This window comes from Enterococcus sp. AMC1623, assembly GCF_058216495.1.
Genome location: NZ_CM177096.1, coordinates 1,256,718 through 1,275,373, shown reverse-complemented (window position 1 = coordinate 1,275,373; position 18,656 = coordinate 1,256,718). Strand labels below are relative to the sequence as shown.

20 protein-coding genes are annotated in these 18,656 nt (G+C 35.9%); 12 read left to right on the top strand and 8 right to left on the bottom strand.

The window, feature by feature from the left end; translation table 11 throughout:
- On the top strand, positions 1–2,073 hold the full coding sequence (gene glyS / locus AC4BC7_RS06295) for a glycine--tRNA ligase subunit beta (protein ID WP_490504170.1): 2,073 nt from the start codon (positions 1–3) through the stop codon (positions 2,071–2,073).
- Positions 2,074–2,110: 37 nt separating this feature from the next.
- Here glyS and AC4BC7_RS06290 read toward each other — a convergent pair whose 3' ends face one another.
- From AC4BC7_RS06290 to AC4BC7_RS06275, 4 genes are all read right to left on the bottom strand, one after another.
- On the bottom strand, positions 2,111–2,452 hold the full coding sequence (locus AC4BC7_RS06290) for a YrdB family protein (RefSeq protein ID WP_490504169.1): 342 nt from the start codon (positions 2,450–2,452) through the stop codon (positions 2,111–2,113).
- A 15-nt stretch (positions 2,453–2,467) separates the two neighbouring features.
- Positions 2,468–3,415: an AEC family transporter gene (locus AC4BC7_RS06285; protein ID WP_207941021.1), complete on the bottom strand. Its 948-nt coding sequence runs from the start codon at positions 3,413–3,415 to the stop codon at positions 2,468–2,470.
- Positions 3,416–3,477: 62 nt separating this feature from the next.
- Positions 3,478–4,413, bottom strand: a complete 936-nt coding sequence (yidC, locus tag AC4BC7_RS06280) for a membrane protein insertase YidC (RefSeq protein WP_207941020.1) — start codon at positions 4,411–4,413, stop codon at positions 3,478–3,480.
- 109 nt (positions 4,414–4,522) lie between these two features.
- On the bottom strand, positions 4,523–4,795 hold the full coding sequence (locus AC4BC7_RS06275; RefSeq protein ID WP_490504168.1) for an acylphosphatase: 273 nt from the start codon (positions 4,793–4,795) through the stop codon (positions 4,523–4,525).
- Positions 4,796–4,891: 96 nt separating this feature from the next.
- On the opposite strand from AC4BC7_RS06275, the gene AC4BC7_RS06270 reads away from it, so the two are divergent.
- On the top strand, positions 4,892–5,650 hold the full coding sequence (locus tag AC4BC7_RS06270; RefSeq protein ID WP_207941018.1) for a TrmH family RNA methyltransferase: 759 nt from the start codon (positions 4,892–4,894) through the stop codon (positions 5,648–5,650).
- A 142-nt stretch (positions 5,651–5,792) separates the two neighbouring features.
- A complete protein-coding gene (locus AC4BC7_RS06265) occupies positions 5,793–6,296 on the top strand; it encodes an HD domain-containing protein (RefSeq protein WP_490504167.1) in 504 nt (167 codons plus the stop codon).
- Positions 6,297–6,332: 36 nt separating this feature from the next.
- Here the strand turns inward: AC4BC7_RS06265 and AC4BC7_RS06260 are convergent, their stop codons facing one another.
- On the bottom strand, positions 6,333–7,547 hold the full coding sequence (locus AC4BC7_RS06260) for a YdcF family protein (RefSeq protein WP_490504166.1): 1,215 nt from the start codon (positions 7,545–7,547) through the stop codon (positions 6,333–6,335).
- A 119-nt stretch (positions 7,548–7,666) separates the two neighbouring features.
- Here AC4BC7_RS06260 and AC4BC7_RS06255 point away from each other — a divergent pair, with 119 nt between their 5' ends.
- Complete coding sequence (locus tag AC4BC7_RS06255) at positions 7,667–8,152, top strand: GyrI-like domain-containing protein (RefSeq protein WP_207941015.1); 486 nt, start codon at positions 7,667–7,669, stop codon at positions 8,150–8,152.
- Positions 8,153–8,195: 43 nt separating this feature from the next.
- On the opposite strand, the gene AC4BC7_RS06250 is transcribed toward AC4BC7_RS06255, so the two are convergent.
- The 3 genes from AC4BC7_RS06250 to AC4BC7_RS06240 all read right to left on the bottom strand — a co-directional run bounded on the left by AC4BC7_RS06250 (position 8,196) and on the right by AC4BC7_RS06240 (position 10,198).
- A complete protein-coding gene (locus AC4BC7_RS06250) occupies positions 8,196–9,506 on the bottom strand; it encodes a serine hydrolase (protein ID WP_490504165.1) in 1,311 nt (436 codons plus the stop codon).
- Positions 9,507–9,581: 75 nt separating this feature from the next.
- A complete protein-coding gene (locus tag AC4BC7_RS06245) occupies positions 9,582–9,737 on the bottom strand; it encodes a hypothetical protein (protein ID WP_490504164.1) in 156 nt (51 codons plus the stop codon).
- A 116-nt stretch (positions 9,738–9,853) separates the two neighbouring features.
- Positions 9,854–10,198 (bottom strand): DUF4828 domain-containing protein, encoded by a 345-nt coding sequence (locus AC4BC7_RS06240; protein ID WP_490504163.1) that lies wholly within the window; start codon positions 10,196–10,198, stop codon positions 9,854–9,856.
- Between the two features lie 171 nt (positions 10,199–10,369).
- Between AC4BC7_RS06240 and AC4BC7_RS06235 the strand changes: the two genes are divergently transcribed.
- The 8 genes from AC4BC7_RS06235 to AC4BC7_RS06200 all read left to right on the top strand — a co-directional run bounded on the left by AC4BC7_RS06235 (position 10,370) and on the right by AC4BC7_RS06200 (position 18,470).
- Complete coding sequence (locus AC4BC7_RS06235; RefSeq protein WP_490504161.1) at positions 10,370–11,371, top strand: Gfo/Idh/MocA family protein; 1,002 nt, start codon at positions 10,370–10,372, stop codon at positions 11,369–11,371.
- A gap of 13 nt (positions 11,372–11,384) precedes the next feature.
- On the top strand, positions 11,385–12,656 hold the full coding sequence (locus AC4BC7_RS06230) for a DEAD/DEAH box helicase (protein ID WP_490504160.1): 1,272 nt from the start codon (positions 11,385–11,387) through the stop codon (positions 12,654–12,656).
- Positions 12,657–12,668: 12 nt separating this feature from the next.
- Positions 12,669–15,389 carry a sigma-54-dependent transcriptional regulator gene (locus AC4BC7_RS06225; protein ID WP_490504159.1) on the top strand — a complete coding sequence of 907 codons (2,721 nt, stop codon included), beginning with the start codon at positions 12,669–12,671 and terminating at the stop codon, positions 15,387–15,389.
- A 134-nt stretch (positions 15,390–15,523) separates the two neighbouring features.
- Positions 15,524–15,841: a PTS sugar transporter subunit IIB gene (locus AC4BC7_RS06220; RefSeq protein WP_207941008.1), complete on the top strand. Its 318-nt coding sequence runs from the start codon at positions 15,524–15,526 to the stop codon at positions 15,839–15,841.
- A 321-nt stretch (positions 15,842–16,162) separates the two neighbouring features.
- On the top strand, positions 16,163–17,572 hold the full coding sequence (locus AC4BC7_RS06215) for a PTS sugar transporter subunit IIC (RefSeq protein WP_207941007.1): 1,410 nt from the start codon (positions 16,163–16,165) through the stop codon (positions 17,570–17,572).
- Positions 17,573–17,636: 64 nt separating this feature from the next.
- Positions 17,637–17,849, top strand: a complete 213-nt coding sequence (locus AC4BC7_RS06210) for a hypothetical protein (protein ID WP_207941006.1) — start codon at positions 17,637–17,639, stop codon at positions 17,847–17,849.
- 23 nt (positions 17,850–17,872) lie between these two features.
- Positions 17,873–18,070: a DUF3188 domain-containing protein gene (locus tag AC4BC7_RS06205; RefSeq protein WP_490504158.1), complete on the top strand. Its 198-nt coding sequence runs from the start codon at positions 17,873–17,875 to the stop codon at positions 18,068–18,070.
- Positions 18,057–18,470 (top strand): DUF3284 domain-containing protein, encoded by a 414-nt coding sequence (locus AC4BC7_RS06200; protein WP_207941005.1) that lies wholly within the window; start codon positions 18,057–18,059, stop codon positions 18,468–18,470. The genes AC4BC7_RS06205 and AC4BC7_RS06200 overlap by 14 nt, the downstream gene beginning before the upstream one ends.
- Positions 18,471–18,656: the final 186 nt, after the last annotated feature.

Here is an 18,656-nt window from a genome sequence, read left to right as displayed (position 1 = left end):
ATGGCAAAAAATTTATTATTTGAAATTGGTTTAGAAGAAGTACCGGCACATGTTGTCGTGCCAAGCATGAAACAATTAGAAACTAAAACTCGCCAATTTTTAATTGATAATCGTTTGAATTTTGAATCAATCCAAGCTTTTTCGACTCCACGTCGATTGGCAATCCATGTAACTAATCTTGATGAGAAACAAGAAGAGATGGAAGAAGAAGTGAAAGGTCCAGCTAAAAAAATTGCGTTAGATGCAGAAGGTAATTGGTCAAAAGCGGCGCAAGGCTTTGTTCGTGGCCAAGGATTGACAACAGAAGACATTACTTTTAAAGAATTAAAAGGTGTAGAATACGTATATGTCACAAAACATACCCCAGGAAAAGCGGCAATTGATGTTTTAATAGGATTAAAAGAAGTGATTACTAGCTTAACTTTCCCTGTAACGATGCATTGGAGTAGCTATGATTTTGAATACATTCGCCCAATTCATTGGATCGTAGCATTATTGGATGATGAAGTGATTCCTTTTGAAATTTTAGATGTAAAAACAGGACGTTCTTCTCGTGGTCATCGTTTCTTAGGGCAAGATGTGACGTTTGACGATGCGGATGAATATTTAGAAAAACTAAAAGAGCAGTTTGTAATAGCTGACTCTGCGGAACGCGAAGCCTTGATTGCGACACAAATTCAAAAAATTGCTGACAAAAACAATTGGACGATTGAATTAGATGCAGATTTATTAGAAGAAGTGAACAATTTAGTCGAATATCCAACTGCTTTTGTTGGAAACTTTGATAAAAAATATTTAGCAGTACCCGAAGAAGTGTTAGTAACATCTATGAAAGAACATCAACGCTATTTTGATGTTCGTGATGCGGAAGGTCAATTATTACCACACTTCATTTCTGTACGTAATGGAGATAGTGTGAAAATTGAGAATGTCATCAAGGGAAATGAAAAAGTCTTGATTGCCCGTTTAGAAGACGCAGAATTCTTTTATCAAGAAGATCAAAAATTAACTATCGATCAATGCGTGAACAAATTAAAAAACGTTACTTTCCATGAAAAAATTGGTTCTATCTATGAAAAAATGAAACGTGTCGGTGTGGAAGCACAAATTCTTGGTAAAAATGTTGGACTAACGGCAGAAGAATTGGCTGACTTACAACGTGCAACTGAAATCTATAAATTTGATTTAGTGACGAATATGGTTGGTGAATTCCCAGAGTTACAAGGAATTATGGGTGAAAAATATGCTTTATTACAAGGTGAAAAGCCATCTGTTGCTCAAGCAATTCGTGAACATTATATGCCGATTTCAAGTGAAGGAGAACTCCCACAATCCAACGTAGGTGCTGTTTTAGCGATTGCAGATAAATTGGATAGTGTATTGTCCTTCTTTGCAGTAGGAATGCGTCCAAGTGGTTCAAACGATCCTTATGCACTACGTCGTCAAACATATGGAATTGTTCGAATCATTGCAGATAAACAATGGCGCTTCCCCTTTAGTGTTATGCAAAAAATGATTGAAGAAAAAATTAATGCGAATCAAGAATTATATGGAATTCAATTATCTGATGATGACAAAGAGGTATTAGGTTTCTTACAAGCCCGTTTACGTCAATTCTTCTTAGGTAAAAATATTCGTCATGATGTAATCGATGCAGTCATTCATGCCGAACAAGAAGATTTTTCTCGTTTGTTTGAAACAGCAGATATGCTAAAAGATCATTTAGAAGATGAGGATTTCAAACCGTCAATGGAAGCTTTGACACGAGTCATTAATTTAGCGAAAAAAGTGGAAGATGAAGCCGCTAAAATTAATCCAGAACTATTTGAAAATGATGCAGAAAAAGCGCTGTATGAAGCAACTACTCGTTTAGAAAATGATTTTGTAGAACAAACTGTTGAAGAAAACTACAAAGCGCTGGTTAGCTTACGTCCATTGATTGAAGCTTATTTCGAGCAAACAATGGTTATGGTAGAAGATGAAGCAGTTCGTAATAACCGTCTGTTACAATTACGTAAAATTTCTAAAATGTCATTAGCTTTAGCAAGTTTAGACACATTAATTACAAAATAAGAAAAACTAGGTTGTCGCTTAACGACAGCCTAGTTTTTTATAATGTTTTAAAATAACTACTGATTCCTAAATGAAGAATGACAAAAAAAGCAAAAACAAAAGCATATGCGAAGAAATGCAACTGGATTAAACACCAAACAACACCGATAAAAATCGAACTTTTTAGTAGAGACAAATGAATACCAACGAGACGGTAGGGAGATTTTGGCGCACACCATCTACCCCAGACTAGTATAAGGACGATTGGCACAGCAATCCCTAATAAAATATTTATACTTGGATTCAGGGGTAAACTAAATCCCCAATAACTTAAAATAACAAGAGCAAGAAGTTCCAATACAAAAGCCAGTATGAGATTGCTTATTTTGATAGCATTCATAGGTTCCTCCTTTTTTTACATTGCATAAATTAGCTTCAACAAAATAGGAATGTAGAGCATATAAATTAAAACAGAATAGCCCATGCTGGATGCGGCAAATTCCTCGTCTGCATGGTAGGTTCGAGCAAGAATAGGTACGGAATTTTGGACGGGCATGGCTGATTGAATAATAAACACTTGTAACATCAATGATGGCACGTGAATCCATTGCCCAAGTAACCAAACAATCATTGGCGATAAAATAAAGCGACCAATCAACACGCCAATAATATCTTTATTCATTTTCAGATTTTTTACCCCATTAAAATAAACCATAATACCAATCGCAAACATCGATAAAGGCGTTGTTAAATCTGCTAGATAGGTGCCAAAACCTTTCACTAAAATAGGTACTTTGAGTGCTAAAATCATCCAAATTAATCCAATAATAAATCCTAGTAGAGCAGGAGAAAAGATTTTTTTCAAAGCAACTAAAGGGTGGAAGGTTACACGTGTTTCTTTAATTTGTGGGCTATCGGTAGCAATTAAATAGATACCAATCGTCCAAAAAATCGTGGTGTTGATAATGTAATAAAGCAATACATAAGGGATAGAAGGTTCGCCAAAAATAGCTAAATTAATGGGTAAACCAATAAAAATAGTGTTGGAACAAGTCACCATTGTAGAGAAAGTTCCTTGCCGCGTTTTAGTAATTCGAAAGAGTTTTCGATAGATGAAACTAACGCCTAAAGTGATTAACATCGACAATAAGGGGATAATCATTCCTGAAAACAATGATAAAAATTCATTACGTGAAAAATTTGCTGTAATGTTTAAAAACATACTGAAAGGTAAGGATAAATTCAAAACAATCTTAGAAAAGACATCCGCAGTACGATTGGTGAACCATTGTTTATAAGATAACCAATAACCAACAAACATTAATAAAAAAATAACAAATATATTGAGATAAGCTTGTAACAACCGATTTCCTCCTTTTTATAAAAAAATTGTTCTTTTTCTAGAGAAGAAAAAGAACAATTTGATTATTTTCGTTGTTGTTTGCCTGCGTTACGACCATTTCCTTGTTTGGTGTTTTTCTTTGGAGTTGGCGTTTTTTCTTTTGCAGGTTCAACTGATTCTGTCACATCTTTCATTGGTGTTACGACAGTTTTTGGTGGGTTTTTTCTCATTTCTTCCGCAATTTGTGCTTTAATTCTTGGTTTCATAATCACGTTAGTAATAAAGGTTTGTAAACAACTGAAAATACCACCAACTACCCAATATAAGGTAACTCCAGCTGGAGCAGCGAATGAAACCATCACAATCATTAATGGAGAAACAATTAACATACTACGCATTGTTTTCTTTTGTTCTTCAGGAACACCAATTAATGATAGGTACCCTTGTAAGACATAAGAAAGACCAGCAATAATAACCAAAACGATACTAGGCTCACCCAGTGAAATACCTAAGAAGGTAGCTTTATCAATTCCTGGTGTAAATTGAGCAGTAAAGTATAAAGCGGTAAAGATTGGCATTTGGATTAACATTGGCAAACAACCAATTCCACCAAGCATACTCACATTGTTTTCTTTGTAAATACTTTGCATTTCTGCTTGAATTTGCATTTGTTCTTCACGTGATGCAGCTGCTTTTAATTTCTTTTGAACGACATCAATTTGTGGTTTTAGAAATTGCATTTTTTCACTTTGCACCATCGCTTTTTTCGATTGACCAATCCCTAATGGTAAAATAATCAAACGAACAATGATGGTTACAATGATAATTGCTAAACCAAAACCTAAGCCCATATCTGTAGCAACATATGAAAGAAACTTCCCTAAAGGCTGCACTAACGTACGATAAATTAGACCATTTGGATCAGGTGTCCCATCTTCCAGACGACTTACACAACCAGATAATGTGATTAAAAGCGCGAAAAGACCGGAGCCAACCAGCCAATTTTTCATTTTTCTCATGTACTTCTTCCTCTACTTAATTAAATTTAGACAATGATAACTATACTAAAAAACAACCATCTTTTCAATGAACAAAGCCAAAATTAAATGTGAAAGAAGTATGAAGGTCTTAATTTGTGACAAATCGATCACGTTCGGTAATTGTTGCATTTTCTTCAATTGTGTAGAAAGTAACACGTCCGTAGGGAGCAGGAGAAGCTTTCACTTTCTCAATGAAGGTATCGATAACAGCCTCGTCACCCATGGCTTCGATGGTTACAGAGCCGTTGTCTTCATTCATTGCACTACCGAAAATTCCTAATTCATCAGCAAGCATTTTAGTTGAAAATCGAAAACCAACACCTTGGACCCGACCTTGGACATTCATGCGAATTTTTTTCATGTTCGTCACTCCTTTTTCTTTAATGATAGCGCTTTTTATTGATTTGAACAAGCCTTGAAAATTCTTTCATGCTATAATGAGACTTGAGGTGAAAGCATGAAAGAAATTCAATCGACAAAGAACGGACTAATTAAAGAACGTAAAAAATTACATAAACGCAAATACCGTGAACAAGAAGGAAAATATCTACTGGAAGGATTTCATTTAGTTGAAGAAGCTATAAAATATGGCGCTAAAATTGAAGAAATCTTTATCGATGAACGTGGGAAAAAAGAGTGGGGAACTTGGATAGCTGAACAAATGAGCACCACTTATTTTGTTTCAGATGAAGTAATGAAGCAGTTATCTGATTTGCCAACACCTCAGGGCATGATTGCAGTTGTTCAAAAAGAAGCATTCGCTGAATTAACGTATCAAGGGAAATGGTTATTGTTAGACAACGTTCAAGATCCAGGGAATGTTGGTACCATGATTCGTACCGCTGATGCAGCAGGGTTTAATGGTGTCTTGCTAGGCAAGGGAACTGCAGATGTCTACAGCACGAAGGTCTTACGTAGTATGCAGGGAAGTCAATTTCATATACCTGTAATTGCGTGTGATTTACTTGAAGTGGTACCTGAATTCCAAAAAAATCAAGTTCCGGTTTATGGAACAGAGCTAAATGTGGATGCTGTACAATTTAATCAAGTGGAAAAAACAGCGAATGTTGCATTGGTGTTAGGAAATGAAGGACAAGGGGTCGCTGCTGAATTGTTACAAATGACAGATAAAAATTTATATATTCCGATTCATGGAAAAGCAGAATCCTTAAATGTCGGCGTTGCGGCTGGAATTTTAATGTATGCCTTTGTGTAATTATTGTGTGAAAAAAGTACAAATTTTAAGGAACTATTAAAATTCTTTGACAATATGATGATATTATAGAATTTTAAAATCAGCGTGCTATACTTTTATTAGATACAAAAAATGCAAAGTAAAAGGTGGCCAAAAGATTCATATGACAGCAGAATGGCAAAAAGATACAGAATATCTATCTTATGTAGAAGATTTACTTGCAACGGATGAAGTTCAAAAATTATCAGAATTTGTTCAACATATGCATTCAACTCGATTAGATCATTCAATTAGTGTTTCTTACAATAGTTATAAACTAGCAAAACGTTGGAAAGGCGATGCACGTGCAACTGCTCGCGCAGGTCTATTACATGATTTATTCTATTATGACTGGCGTACAACGAAATTCGATGAAGGATCTCATGCGTATATGCATCCACGCATTGCAGTACAGAATGCAGAAAAGTTAACAGAACTTTCTGATTTAGAACGTGACATTATTGTCAAACATATGTGGGGAGCAACAATCGCGCCACCACGTTACAAAGAAAGCTACATTGTAACAATGGTCGATAAGTATTGTGCGATTCAAGAGGCCACTAGCCCCTTAATGAAACGCTTCAAAACACGGATTCAACGTGTCGTTGTAAGAAATGATTCTATATAAGAAAAAGTAGGTGATAGTTCGCTATCACCTACTTTTTTATGTTGCCCAATAAGTACCAATTAAAACGATGACTGTCAATACTAAAATCATCGCTGCTAAGAGCCCCACAATTAAAAAATGACGTTTTTTATTCATGGCTACAATGGCGATGAATTCTCTTAAAAAGGCATTTGGTAAATAATACAAGGCTGTTTTTGAGCCAATTCCATCTGCTTTTAACCCCGCCCAACGCGCAAAGATTCCTGCTCTAAAAATATGATAGTTATTAGAAGAAAAAATCACGTTGGCATTTTCACCAAAGTTTTGACGAATAATTTCTTTTGAAAATTGCATATTCTCCAAAGTCGTGGTGGAGTTGGTTTCTACTAAAATATTACTTTCCGGAATATTTTGTGTTAATGCATATTGTTTCATCGCAACAGCTTCTGAGACTTTCTCATCGGCACCTTGCCCACCAGACATAATCAACTTGGGTGTTTTACCTGTTGCTTTTTTCTGTTGATGATAAAAAGAAATAGCTTTATCAATTCTTCGGGCTAATAGTGGCGAAACACGTTCGCCATCAATCAATCCTGCACCTAACACAACAATACAGTCTTGTTTATAACGAGGATGATTGAATTGATACAAAACTGAAACTGTTAAGAAATTTAAGAAAACAAAAGCGAAATAAAAAAGTGTCATCGGTAAAATAGATAACAAAAGACTTGCCCAGTCTGGTAAAATACTCGCGATAAAATGATCATAAATCAGCCACAATGTCATTAAAATGGCTAAAATCAACGTTAATAAATTTGCTAAAGAACGTGATTCTTTTCGAATAACAATAACGGCATTCCAGTACAATAAAAGCATTAGACCTGTAAAACCAAAAGCTAAAATCAGTAAACCACACACACCAATAACGGCTAATAATAAAAACACAATAATATTTGGTGTTTGAATGAAATTAATCACTAAATAACTACCAAAAATAACAATAAATAAATTAAATAAAAAGCCATTTATTAATCTGGTTTTTTCTAAACGATAAGAAAAGAAAAATAGACCAAAAAATAATAGCGGAATTATTAAATAATAAGTACCATTTTTAGCTTCGAGTATCCCTAAGTATATTGAGAGCGCAAGTAACGTCCAGCTAACTAAAAAGAAAAATTTATCAGGCTGTGGCTTTTTTTTACGCCACCAATAAATTCCACCAGCTCCTATTAAATAAGGAATTCCAAAAATAAATAATTGCATTAACCCCATACGATCACTCCATTCATTAATAGATTAAGTATAACGAATTTTCTACAAAAAATCTTGTTTTATTTATTTACAAAAATCCGTTACAATGAAAAGAAGAGATGAGTAGGAGGATGATAGGATTGGAACTAGGTGAAGTAATACGTAAAAGACTACCTGAGTTTGCAGTGATTGGGAAAGAAGGGCGCGGTCTAGCAACTGAAGCTGCTTCCTGGGTTCCTGAATTGTGGGAACTAGCAAATCGTGATTTTGAAGAATTGGCAGAGGCAGCCAACGAATGGGAAGTCGATTCGGTAAACTTATGGGGATTGATGAGTGATACTAAGCGCTGGTTAGATCCGTGGCAAGAAGAGGGTCGTTATTTAGCTGGAATGCAGTTACCACATGAAGTCAAGCAACCGCATGACTGGCAACGCTGGTTGATTCCAGCAATGGAATATCTTGTTGTAAAAACCAATGAAGCGAATTTAGAAATGATGACAGAAAAGATGTTTGAAGAAATCCTGCCACAAGAAAATGCTGAATTAGTTGCAGCAATCCAAGAACACTATTTACCAAGTTTTGAACCTGGAGAAGTAGAATTATATTTTCCGATTAAAATGTTATAAAAAAATGTGCGTCGCTTTCCATAAGAAAGTGACGCACGTTCTTTTAATTAAATAATCCTTTGACTGCTCGCCAAGCTTGAACAAAGATATTGGCTTTTTTAACTTCTTGACTAGCAAGTAAGGCAGTTTTCGTAGTATCGGTATCACTTTCTTCGATAAAACCTAATTTGTCGGGTGAAACTGCTTGGACAGTTCCGACGTTTGCTCCTTTTTCAATAGGAGCTTGTAATTCGTTATCGTCAGTGATACGTTTTGAATTTAAAGAAGTTTTGAAGGTTACATCGTCTTTTGTCATTGAAGAATGTAACCAGACTGTTAGTGCTTCTTCTGTTTGGACAGGAACAGTTAATTCTTTTCCTTGATGAACAGGAACGGTTTTCAATTCAGGGACCGTTGCATCTTTAGCTAGAACTTCTTCTTTTTTCCAATTATCAAAAGAATAATCCATTAAGCGACCCGTCTCTACAAAACGTGCGCCGGGATCGGTCTCATGATTTGTAGCGTTTAATACCACCGTAATAATTCGTTGGCCATCTTTTGTCATCGTTCCTACAAAACAAGCTCCAGCTAGATCAGTTGTTCCAGTTTTTAATCCATCCACACCTGCTTTTTCGTAAAGCATGCCTGGCAACATCCAGTTCCAGTTGACCATCTCGATTGGTGAGAAAGTATGTGACCCGAATTCTTGTTTTGGTGTCGCAGTTACTTCTAGTACGTCTGGGTAATCATTAATTAAATGACGAGCAACAATCGCTACACCTTTTGCAGATAAAATATTTTCATCATCTGTTTTAGAACCAGGATAGATATGTTCACCTAGATAAACATTGTTTAAACCAGTTGAGTTTACGATTTTGGCATCTTTAATGCCCCAGTCTTCCAATTGTTTTTTCATTAAATCAACAAAATCTGCTTCAGAACCAGCAATTTTTTCAGCTAATGCCATGGTAGAAGCATTTGATGATTGAATGAATGCTGAATCGAATAAGTCTTTTACAGTATATTTACTGGTTGTTTCTAAAGGAACATTTGAAAGTTCAGGATGGACACTTAGTTGTGCGACAAAATCGGAAATTTCAATTTCATCGTCCCAAGCAAGCTTCCCTTCTGCAACTTCTTTTTCCACTAAATAAAGACTGATAATCTTAGTAATAGAGGCAATACCTAATGCGTCGTCACTGTTTTGGTCATATAACACTTTACCTGTATCTGCGTCAATCGAAAGGGCGGCTTTAGCTTCCACTTTGAAGTCTCCAGATAATTCATCTGCTTGCACACTAAAAATAGGCACAACTGATGAAAGGAAAAACAAAATTCCCGCTAATAAGGGGAGAAAGCGATGTTTTTTCTTCATAAATACTCTCCTTTAAATAGTCTCAACTTAAGAGTGTATCAAATTCAAAGCAAAAATAAAAGAGTTTAGTTGCAACTAAACTCTACGATGAGGCTTTGAAGAAGATTCTACTCGAACGGGAACACTCGCGTTCGTTTCTGTTTGACTAATTTGATAGGCTAAGAAAGAAAACACAGCCAACAATCCCATTAATCCAAAAATAGATACTAATGAAACAAATGTGGTTAACATAGACAGCACACCCTTCATAATTGATACGTGGAAGATGGGAATCGAACCCACACCTTAAAATATAAATAAGTACGACTTATTTAACGGAACAAACCTTGTTCATCCACAAAAAAATATTAACACTCGATTAATTGAAAAGAAGTACCTTCTGTTTCGTCATAAAAAGCGATGTGTTTGTCTTTTTGTTCAAAAACAATATGATACCCCATCGAATCGATTAATGTAAGACGCTCAGCAGTACAATCTATGACTGTTGTTGGTTGCAGTTTATTCTGGATATAGAGTTGTAAATCATCGGTTACTGTCACATAGACTTGTCCTGTTTGATTTTGTCGATAATATACCCAATTACCAACAAAAGAATCTAGCTTGTTATTCGGTTTCTTTCTGCGACGGATAAGCGTAGAACCTACGATACTTGTCACTAAAGAAGTTCCGAGAAGAAGCATTCTGGCGTCCACTTAATCACTCCTGTTCTCTTATCAAGTTACATTTATTATATCATGGTAGTTAAGAAAATAAGTGGGACTAAGGTTGGATTTTTCAAGAAGTTTTTGTGATTATATGTTAAAATTTCCCTAAGTAGCTCAGAATTTTAAATTCAGTTAAATTATAGAAAAGAGGGAATGAATATGGTCCATTTAGGAATTATTGGTACAAATTGGATTACGCATCAATTTGTACAAGGTGCATTAGAAACGGGTCGGTACACGTTAACGGCTGTTTATTCAAGGAGACTAGAAACAGCGCAAGAATTTGCTAGTAAATATGAAGGAAATATTGCTTGTGAAACGGAGTTAGCGACTTTCTTTGCTACACCATTATTGGATACGGTGTATATTGCTTCACCAAATAGTTTGCATTTTAGTCAAGCTAAAGCAGCTATTTTAGCTGGCAAGCATGTTATTGTGGAGAAACCAGCGTTTTCAAATCCACAAGAAATGGCTGAAATTATTGAGTTGGCAAAAAAACAAGACGTCTTTTTCTTTGAAGCAGCGCGTAATATCCATGAAAAAAGTTTTCAAACGGTTGCAGAATTTTTACCATCATCTGAGCATATTATCGGAGCAAACTTTACTTATATGAAGTATTCTTCACGTTATGATCAAGTGTTAGCTGGAGAAGAACCAAATATCTTTTCGCCACGTTTTTCAGGAGGATCGTTGTCTGATTTAGGCGTGTATGCGATTTATGCAGCGTTAGGCTGGTTTGGTGTACCAAATGAAGTGCATCATTTTGCACGTAAAATTGCAACGGGTGTCGATGGGATTGGCATAGCTATTTTAAGATACGATACGTTTGATGTAACAATTCAACATGGTAAAATTGGTAATGCAGAATTGCCTTCAGAAATTTATTTTGATAACGGGACGTTAGCATTAAATGGAATTAATGCCATTGAAAAAGCGGAGTTACACAACCGTGAAACTGGGACGCAAGTTTTAGATGTGGTTGCCAAAGAAAATCCAATGATTGAAGAAGCGCTTGATTTTGCAGAAATCATTGAGAATCCAACTGATGCAACAAACATCGAACGTTATGAAACATGGGTTGAATTAGCACGTGACGTGAATAATGTATTGTATCAATTGAGAAAACAAGCCGACATCAAATTTGATGCGGATCAGGAATAGAGGAACGAATGTGATGTCAGAATTTAAACTGCCTGAAAAATGGCAACAACGCTGGGATGAAGAAGGATTTACTACGCCCTCACTTATCCAAGAATCAGTGTATCGTCCATTAATCGAAGGAGAAAGTCTTGTAGGTATTTCACCGACGGGTTCAGGAAAAACGTTGTCTTATCTTTTACCAATAATGCAAAATGTTCAGTTGAATGAAGGCAATCAATTGTTGATTTTGACTTCCTCACAGGAATTGGGCATTCAAGTAGCTGAAGTTGCCCGTCAATGGGGAAAAGACTTAGGCTTAAATGTTCAACCATTTATCGGTGGAGCGAATGTTAAACGTCAAATTGAAAAGTTAAAAACAAAACCAGAAGTACTGATAGGGACACCTGGACGAATTGTTGAATTAATTAAACAAAAGAAAATTAAATCACATCAATTAAAAACAATTATTTTTGATGAAGCCGATCAATTGTTTTTACCTGGTGCCAGTCATTTAGTTGAAGAAATTATCAAAAGCTTGCAACAAGAGGTACAATTAGGTTTCTTTTCTGCGACAGCGGATCAAGCATTAGCCGCAATTCAAGCAATTAAACCAGAGATTCAAGTAATTGATGTAACAAAAGAAGACCAAAGCAAAGGCGTGGTAAAGCACACATACCTTGTTTATCCAAGTCGCCGCTTGGTTGATGGGTTACGTCGTTTGGCAAATATTGAAGGATTCCAGGGTCTGGTTTTCTTCAATCAATTGCAAGACTTAGGGAGTGCGGAAGAAAAATTATTATTCCATCATTTACGTGTCGCATCACTGGCATCGGATCAATCCAAGGATTTGCGTAAGATGTCGCTAGAATTATTTAGACAAGGAAAAATTGTGGAGTTACTCACAACAGATGTGGCTTCTCGTGGTTTAGATATTGCCGAATTGCCGTATGTTGTCAATGCAGAGGTACCTTTGACAAAAGAGAGCTACTTACATCGTGCAGGTCGTGTCGGACGAATGGGCGCTTCTGGCCAAGTAGTGACCATTGTCCAAGAAAACACATTGCCACGTTTGAAAAAACTAGCCAGAGAGTTAGACTTAACAATAGAAGAAGTCTTTTTACATGGAGGTGCGTTACTTGATGAACAACCTGAAAAGGAAATCCATCAATCCAAAGAACGCAAACCATTGAAACAAACTGAACCGAAAGTTAAACACGAAGCGGTTAAATCAAACACAAAACCTAAAGTAAAAAATCGCAAAAAAGCACAAAAAAATAAAGGCGCACGAAAACGCAAAGAAAAGTAAAGGAAGAGAGACATGTACTCTAGAAAAGAAGAAATCTTGCAAACGATTGAACTGCATAAAAAAGGATTAACTGCCGCAGAAGTAGCCGATATTTTGCAGATTGATCGCAGTAATGCTAGTCGTTATTTGAGTGAACTTTATAAAGAAGAAAAAATTCAAAAACGTTCAGGACGACCAGTGATATACGAAGCGATTTCTGATGACCAAGTGCATGTGGATACTTCTACCGACATCACGTTTGAAACCTTGGTCGGAGAAAATGCTTCCCTTAAAGTTAGTATTCAACAAGCCAAAGCAGCTATTTTATATCCGCCAAGAGGTTTACATACAATTATTTTTGGCGAAACGGGAACTGGTAAGTCGATGTTTGCGGAATGTATGTATCATTTTGCTGTACAATCACATATGTTGGAAAAAGCGGCTCCTTTTGTTTCGTTTAACTGTGCGGATTATGCTCAAAATCCACAGCTGTTATTTGGTCATATCTTTGGAATTCGTAAAGGTGCCTATACTGGAGCGACGGAAGATAGCCCGGGATTGATTGCTAAAGCAGATGGCGGTATTTTATTTTTAGATGAAATTCACCGTTTACCACCGGAAGGACAAGAAATGCTGTTTACCTTTATTGATAAAGGGGTGTATCGTCCTTTAGGGGAAAGTGCTCAAGTCTATGAAGCTTCTGTCCAAATCATTGGCGCAACAACTGAATCTTCAGACTCTTTTTTGACAACGTTCAATCGTCGAATTCCGATGGCGATTACCTTACCAAGCTTAGCTGCGCGTTCGTTAGATGAACGTTACGAAATTATTTCGTTGTTTATTAAGCAAGAAGCAAATCGTTTGAGTCAGAGAATTCAAGTAGAAAAGGAAGCCATTTTAGCCTTCATGCTGTATGATGCAGAAGCAAACATTGGCCAAATTAAACGTGATTTGAAATTAGTTTGTGCCAAAGCTTTCCTACACTATCGTACGCATCGACAGGATATCTTAGTCATTCGAAAAAAAGACTGTTCTTTACAAGTTCAAAAAGGCTTATTAAAAGTGAAGGAAATGGCGGATCGCTTGGATCGCTTTTTAGAGGGAAAAGGGGAATTTTTAAGCTTCGAACCTAAAGAAGCCGATGCTGTTTGGTCTCATGATCCAGAACGGAATATGCAAGTCTACAATGACATTGAGGAAAAAGTATCTACGCTAAGTGAAACTGGTGTGGCAAGTGTTGATTTGGAAAAATTGATTTCTCGAGATGTTGACGCATATTTTGAAACGTATGTGGAAGAGTTGGCACAAGCGCCTGTTCAAAAAGAATTAATTCCGCAAGAATTATGGCAGTTAACTAATCGTTTGTATGATATTGCCGAAGAAGAACTTGATCGTAAGTACAACGAAAAAGCTCGTTTTGCGTTTGCAATGCACTTACAAAGTACACTTGATCGTGTAGCAGAAGGGCATATGATTGTACATCCTGATTTGAACACGGTTCGTAAGAAATTGAAGTCAGAATTTCAAGTGGCCTTAGACTTATCAAGTATCATTGAAGAAGAATATGATGTGGAAATCCCCTTTGATGAAATTGGCTTTATTAGCATGTTCTTATCGATTCAAGTGGGTGAAACCGAATCATTGCCTTTAAATAAAGTGGACATTGTAGTGTTGATGCACGGACGCGCAACTGCCAGCAGCATGCTTGAAACAGCGCAAGAACTGTTAAGTACCACAATTGGTACTGCGATGAACATGTCTTTGGAAACAGAAGTTCAAGAGATGTATGCTGATTTATTAGCTTACGTAAATGGAAACCGTGATGAATTATCTAATGGTTTATTGTTGTTAACCGATATGGGATCATTGAATTCATTTGCGAATTTAATTTATGAAGAAACCGGTATTCGTACGAAAGCAATCTCCATGACTAGTACCATGATTGTGATTGAAGCCTTGCGAATGGCAGATGCTGGACGAAGTTTGGAAGACATCTATCAAAATATTCAAATCTCCTTTGAAAGTATCGTACGGGAACAATTTCGTTCACTTCATGAAACGAAACGTACGAAAAAAGCCATTGTGGTTACTTGCTTTACAGGGGAAGGTGTGGCTGCGAAGTTATATCAACGAATTGCGCCAATTGTCGACCAATCCAAAGTTGAAATTATACAGATGCAGTTTATCGAACGCGAAACATTCAAAAAACACATTGATGGCTTATTGGAAGAGTACGAAATTCGGGCTATTGCTGGGACCGTAGAGATCGAATATCAGAATATCCCCTTCTTTTCTGCGTATGATGTCTTTAATCATGAACGCTTGAATGTTTTAAAACGAATTGTCAGTGATGGGGTACCGTTAGAAACAATTGTCAATTCATTGAAAGGGACAATTACCCATGTTTCTTCATTAAAATCATTGATTATTGATTTACAAAAAGCCGTTCAACAAATTCAAACGCAAATGCATTTAATTGTTGAACCAAGTGCTGAAGCAGGCATTGTTATTCATTTAGCCTTCTTGATTGAAAGCTTATTGAAAGAAGAACCAACCCGTCATTTCCCAGACTTAGCAAGTTTTCAAAAACGGTATCGTTTAGAAGCCGATCAATTAAAAACAAGTTTGATGTTAATTGAAAAGAATTACAATGTACGTATCCCAGAAGATGAAATTGCTTTTCTAACACAAATGTTTATTGAAAATAAAGTAGATACACACTTTAATTCTTACACACTAGATGAAAGTGTGTAAAGTTTATATCAACACTGTGTAGTTTTCTGTATAGACCAAAAGCTGAATGTATCAGTTTTTGGTCTATTTTTATTTTTGGCATGCTTTTTGCTTTATAGTTAAGTGTAAATAAAAAATAAAAGAGGTGAATAAACATGGCAAAAAAAACAATTATGTTAGTATGTTCGGCTGGGATGAGTACTAGTTTATTAGTAACAAAAATGCAAAAAGCAGCAGAAGATAAAGGTTTGGAAGCAGACATCTTTGCAGTCTCAGCTTCAGATGCGGACAACCATTTGGAATCGAAATCAGTGGATGTATTATTGTTAGGTCCGCAAGTTCGTTTTATGAAAGCCCAATTCGAACAAAAATTAGCGCCTAAAGGGATTCCATTGGATATTATCAATATGGCTGACTATGGCATGATGAACGGCGAAAAAGTATTAGCACAAGCAGAAGCACTAATTAAGTAGCAATCAGAGGAATTTATTGAAAGAAAAAACAGTTAAAAGTCATCATGGGATGGATTGTGCATGAAGGGATTGCCAAAAATAATATAATGGAAGCGGTTACTTAAAGGTGTGACTTTTAGTTAGTAGATGAGAAGTCTTGTTAGTTAAAGTGCATCATTCACAAGATGGTCTGATGGCATCAATTGTTTTTATTGATGTAACAAAAGAACGGATAGATTCAAAATACACAGAATGTTTTTCAAATACTACTTTGAACGGATAGTTATTTGATTATTTTTTAGAAAAAATATTCTAAGAATTGAACTTATAGGAGGAAACGAAATGGAAGCTTTATCAGGATGGTTAGAAAGATATGTGTTGCCAATTGCAGCAAAAATTGGCTCAGAAAAACACTTAGTAGCATTGCGTGACGCATTTATTGGTATGTTGCCGGTGACAATGGCAGGAGCGATTGCCGTATTATTGAACGCCTTTGTACGTGACTTTCCAAGTACGTATATTACTTCTGGTTCATGGTATAACGAAGCAGAAGGAATCAATGTGATTACTAAATTCTTTCAACCATTAATTTCAGTTAATGGACTCGTTTGGACAGGAACGTTAGCTATTATGGCTGTAGTATTTTCAGCATCTTTAGGCTATAACATTGCAAAAGCATATAATGTGGATCCTTTATCAGGAGCAATTGTTTCCTTATCGGCATTTATTATGGGGATTCCACAATCAGCAAATCTTTCATTGACTTTGGGAGAAGCTTTACCTAAAGAAGCAGCTGATATTATTACAACAGCTGGCTGGACTGTAGATGGAACAACAATTTCTGCAGGCGGTTGGGGATACTTCCCATTTGGTGCCTATATGGGAGGAACTGGTTTATTTACAGCAATGATTTTTGGTTTTATCTCGGTTATCATTTTTGCTAAATTAATGAATAAAAATATTATTATCAAAATGCCAGACTCTGTACCACCAGCTGTATCTAAAGCATTCGCAGCAATTATTCCAGGAATTGCCGGATTATTTGTTTCAGGTACAATTTATTTCTTATTTGAAAAATTTGTAGGTATGCCATTAATTGACTGGATTGCTGAATCTATTCAAAAACCTTTACTTGGATTATCACAAGGCTATTTTGCCGTATTTATTATTGTTTTACTTGTACATTTTTTATGGTTCTTTGGGTTACATGGGACAAACATTATGGGGCCAGTTTTACAATCGATTTATGGAGTTGCCATGGTTGAAAATACTAATGCTTACCAATTAGGTGATGCAATTCCGTACAAATGGGTAGCAGGTTCTTTTGAAGCCTTCGTATGGCCTGGCGGTGCAGGAGTAACATTAATGCTATTAGTTGGTATTTTGTTATTCTCTAAACGGGCAGATCACAAGACGATTGGTAAATTAGCATTAGGACCTGGAATATTCAATATCAATGAGCCAATTATGTTTGGATTGCCAATCGTGTTGAATCCATTGTTTATGATTCCATTTATCATTGCACCCCTTGTAACTGCAACGATTGCTTTCTTTGCGACAGCTGCTGGATTAGTTTCGCCAGTGGTAGTGAATGTTATTTGGGTAATGCCTACGATTCTTAGTGGTTTCTTAGCAACAGGAGGAGACTGGAGAGCGATTGTGTTAACCATTGTCAACTTAGTAGTAGCCTTATTAATTTGGGCACCATTTATTCTAGCAGCCAACAAAATTGATCCATCCGATCAAGCGTAAAAAAATCTAGCTGAGTAAGAAATTACTCAGCTAGAAATTTTATAAATAATGGAGAGTGTATACTATGATTACAGTTAGTTCTGCAATGCAACAAGAAAATATCAAAAAATTATTAGAATCAATTGAAAATGAAGCAATTACTTATAAGTTTAAAGAAAAAAAGGGCATCCAATTAATTTTTAAGATAACAGGAGACAAAGATGCCGCAATCCGATTAGCCAAAGATGCAATCAAAGCTGAAGAATGGGGCAAAGTTTTATATTTTAATGTGGCATAATCAGATGAAATGGGGTGAATCATATGTTGAAGAACGGCTTGTTTCTAATTAGTATAGGGATGATATGCTTTATATATAGTGTAAATGCACAGACCGGCACGTATAATTGGCCCAATTTAATCGTGTCCATTTTTTTTATAATCCTAGGAATCAGTCTATTTATTAAAGGCAATAAAAAAGAAAAAAAGAGAGTGGAGGAGGAAAATCGTGGAAATCGTTAAACAAATGAATGTTCCTGCTGAATTTTTCTACAAGAAAATTATTGATTCAGTGATGTATGATGTTCAAGAAGCTACTGGTCAAACGTTAAAAGAAAAACAACTGATAGGTTTTGAATATATCAAGAAATTCAATGAGAAGACCAGTGCTAAAATAAAAATTGAAGAATTAATCACCGATCAATTATATATTTACCGAACATCTACCACGCGTAATGATTTTACTGCAACTTATCAAATTCGTTCGATTGATGAAAAGAGTTGTGAAATCCAATATGTAGAAAAAATGGACTCACATGGAATGATTCAATCATTAAATGATATGGTTACAGGGGTACTTCTTAGCTTCTTTAAAAAACGTCAATTTAAACAGATGTTAGCAATGATTGAACAATCGTATTAGAGAGCTACGGCAACGGGCTCTTTTTTTACGCACTAAATTACATACAAAGAGGTATTTTTACACTTAACTTGTAGTGTGTAGGTGAAATGTAATCAGTGTGTAGTTGAATAGTGTAACTAAAACGTTGATTTCAAAGGGTTTTAGCTTGTTTGATAGTTGGCACACTTCTTGCTTTATAAATAAGTG

Bases quoted from the DNA above. Each gene is read 5' to 3' on its own strand.
- AC4BC7_RS06260 (WP_490504166.1), bottom strand. From the start codon at position 7,547: ATGGGGTTAATGCAATTATTTATTTTTGGAATTCCTTATTTAATAGGA.
- AC4BC7_RS06220 (WP_207941008.1), top strand. From the start codon at position 15,524: ATGGCAAAAAAAACAATTATGTTAGTATGTTCGGCTGGGATGAGTACT.
- AC4BC7_RS06210 (WP_207941006.1), top strand. From the start codon at position 17,637: ATGATTACAGTTAGTTCTGCAATGCAACAAGAAAATATCAAAAAATTA.
- AC4BC7_RS06205 (WP_490504158.1), top strand. From the start codon at position 17,873: ATGTTGAAGAACGGCTTGTTTCTAATTAGTATAGGGATGATATGCTTT.
- AC4BC7_RS06225 (WP_490504159.1), top strand. From the start codon at position 12,669: ATGTACTCTAGAAAAGAAGAAATCTTGCAAACGATTGAACTGCATAAA.
- AC4BC7_RS06245 (WP_490504164.1), bottom strand. From the start codon at position 9,737: ATGTTAACCACATTTGTTTCATTAGTATCTATTTTTGGATTAATGGGA.
- AC4BC7_RS06290 (WP_490504169.1), bottom strand. From the start codon at position 2,452: ATGAATGCTATCAAAATAAGCAATCTCATACTGGCTTTTGTATTGGAA.
- AC4BC7_RS06215 (WP_207941007.1), top strand. From the start codon at position 16,163: ATGGAAGCTTTATCAGGATGGTTAGAAAGATATGTGTTGCCAATTGCA.
- AC4BC7_RS06230 (WP_490504160.1), top strand. From the start codon at position 11,385: ATGTCAGAATTTAAACTGCCTGAAAAATGGCAACAACGCTGGGATGAA.
- AC4BC7_RS06265 (WP_490504167.1), top strand. From the start codon at position 5,793: ATGACAGCAGAATGGCAAAAAGATACAGAATATCTATCTTATGTAGAA.
- glyS (WP_490504170.1), top strand. From the start codon at position 1: ATGGCAAAAAATTTATTATTTGAAATTGGTTTAGAAGAAGTACCGGCA.
- AC4BC7_RS06270 (WP_207941018.1), top strand. From the start codon at position 4,892: ATGAAAGAAATTCAATCGACAAAGAACGGACTAATTAAAGAACGTAAA.
- AC4BC7_RS06275 (WP_490504168.1), bottom strand. From the start codon at position 4,795: ATGAAAAAAATTCGCATGAATGTCCAAGGTCGGGTCCAAGGTGTTGGT.
- AC4BC7_RS06235 (WP_490504161.1), top strand. From the start codon at position 10,370: ATGGTCCATTTAGGAATTATTGGTACAAATTGGATTACGCATCAATTT.
- AC4BC7_RS06250 (WP_490504165.1), bottom strand. From the start codon at position 9,506: ATGAAGAAAAAACATCGCTTTCTCCCCTTATTAGCGGGAATTTTGTTT.
- yidC (WP_207941020.1), bottom strand. From the start codon at position 4,413: ATGAGAAAAATGAAAAATTGGCTGGTTGGCTCCGGTCTTTTCGCGCTT.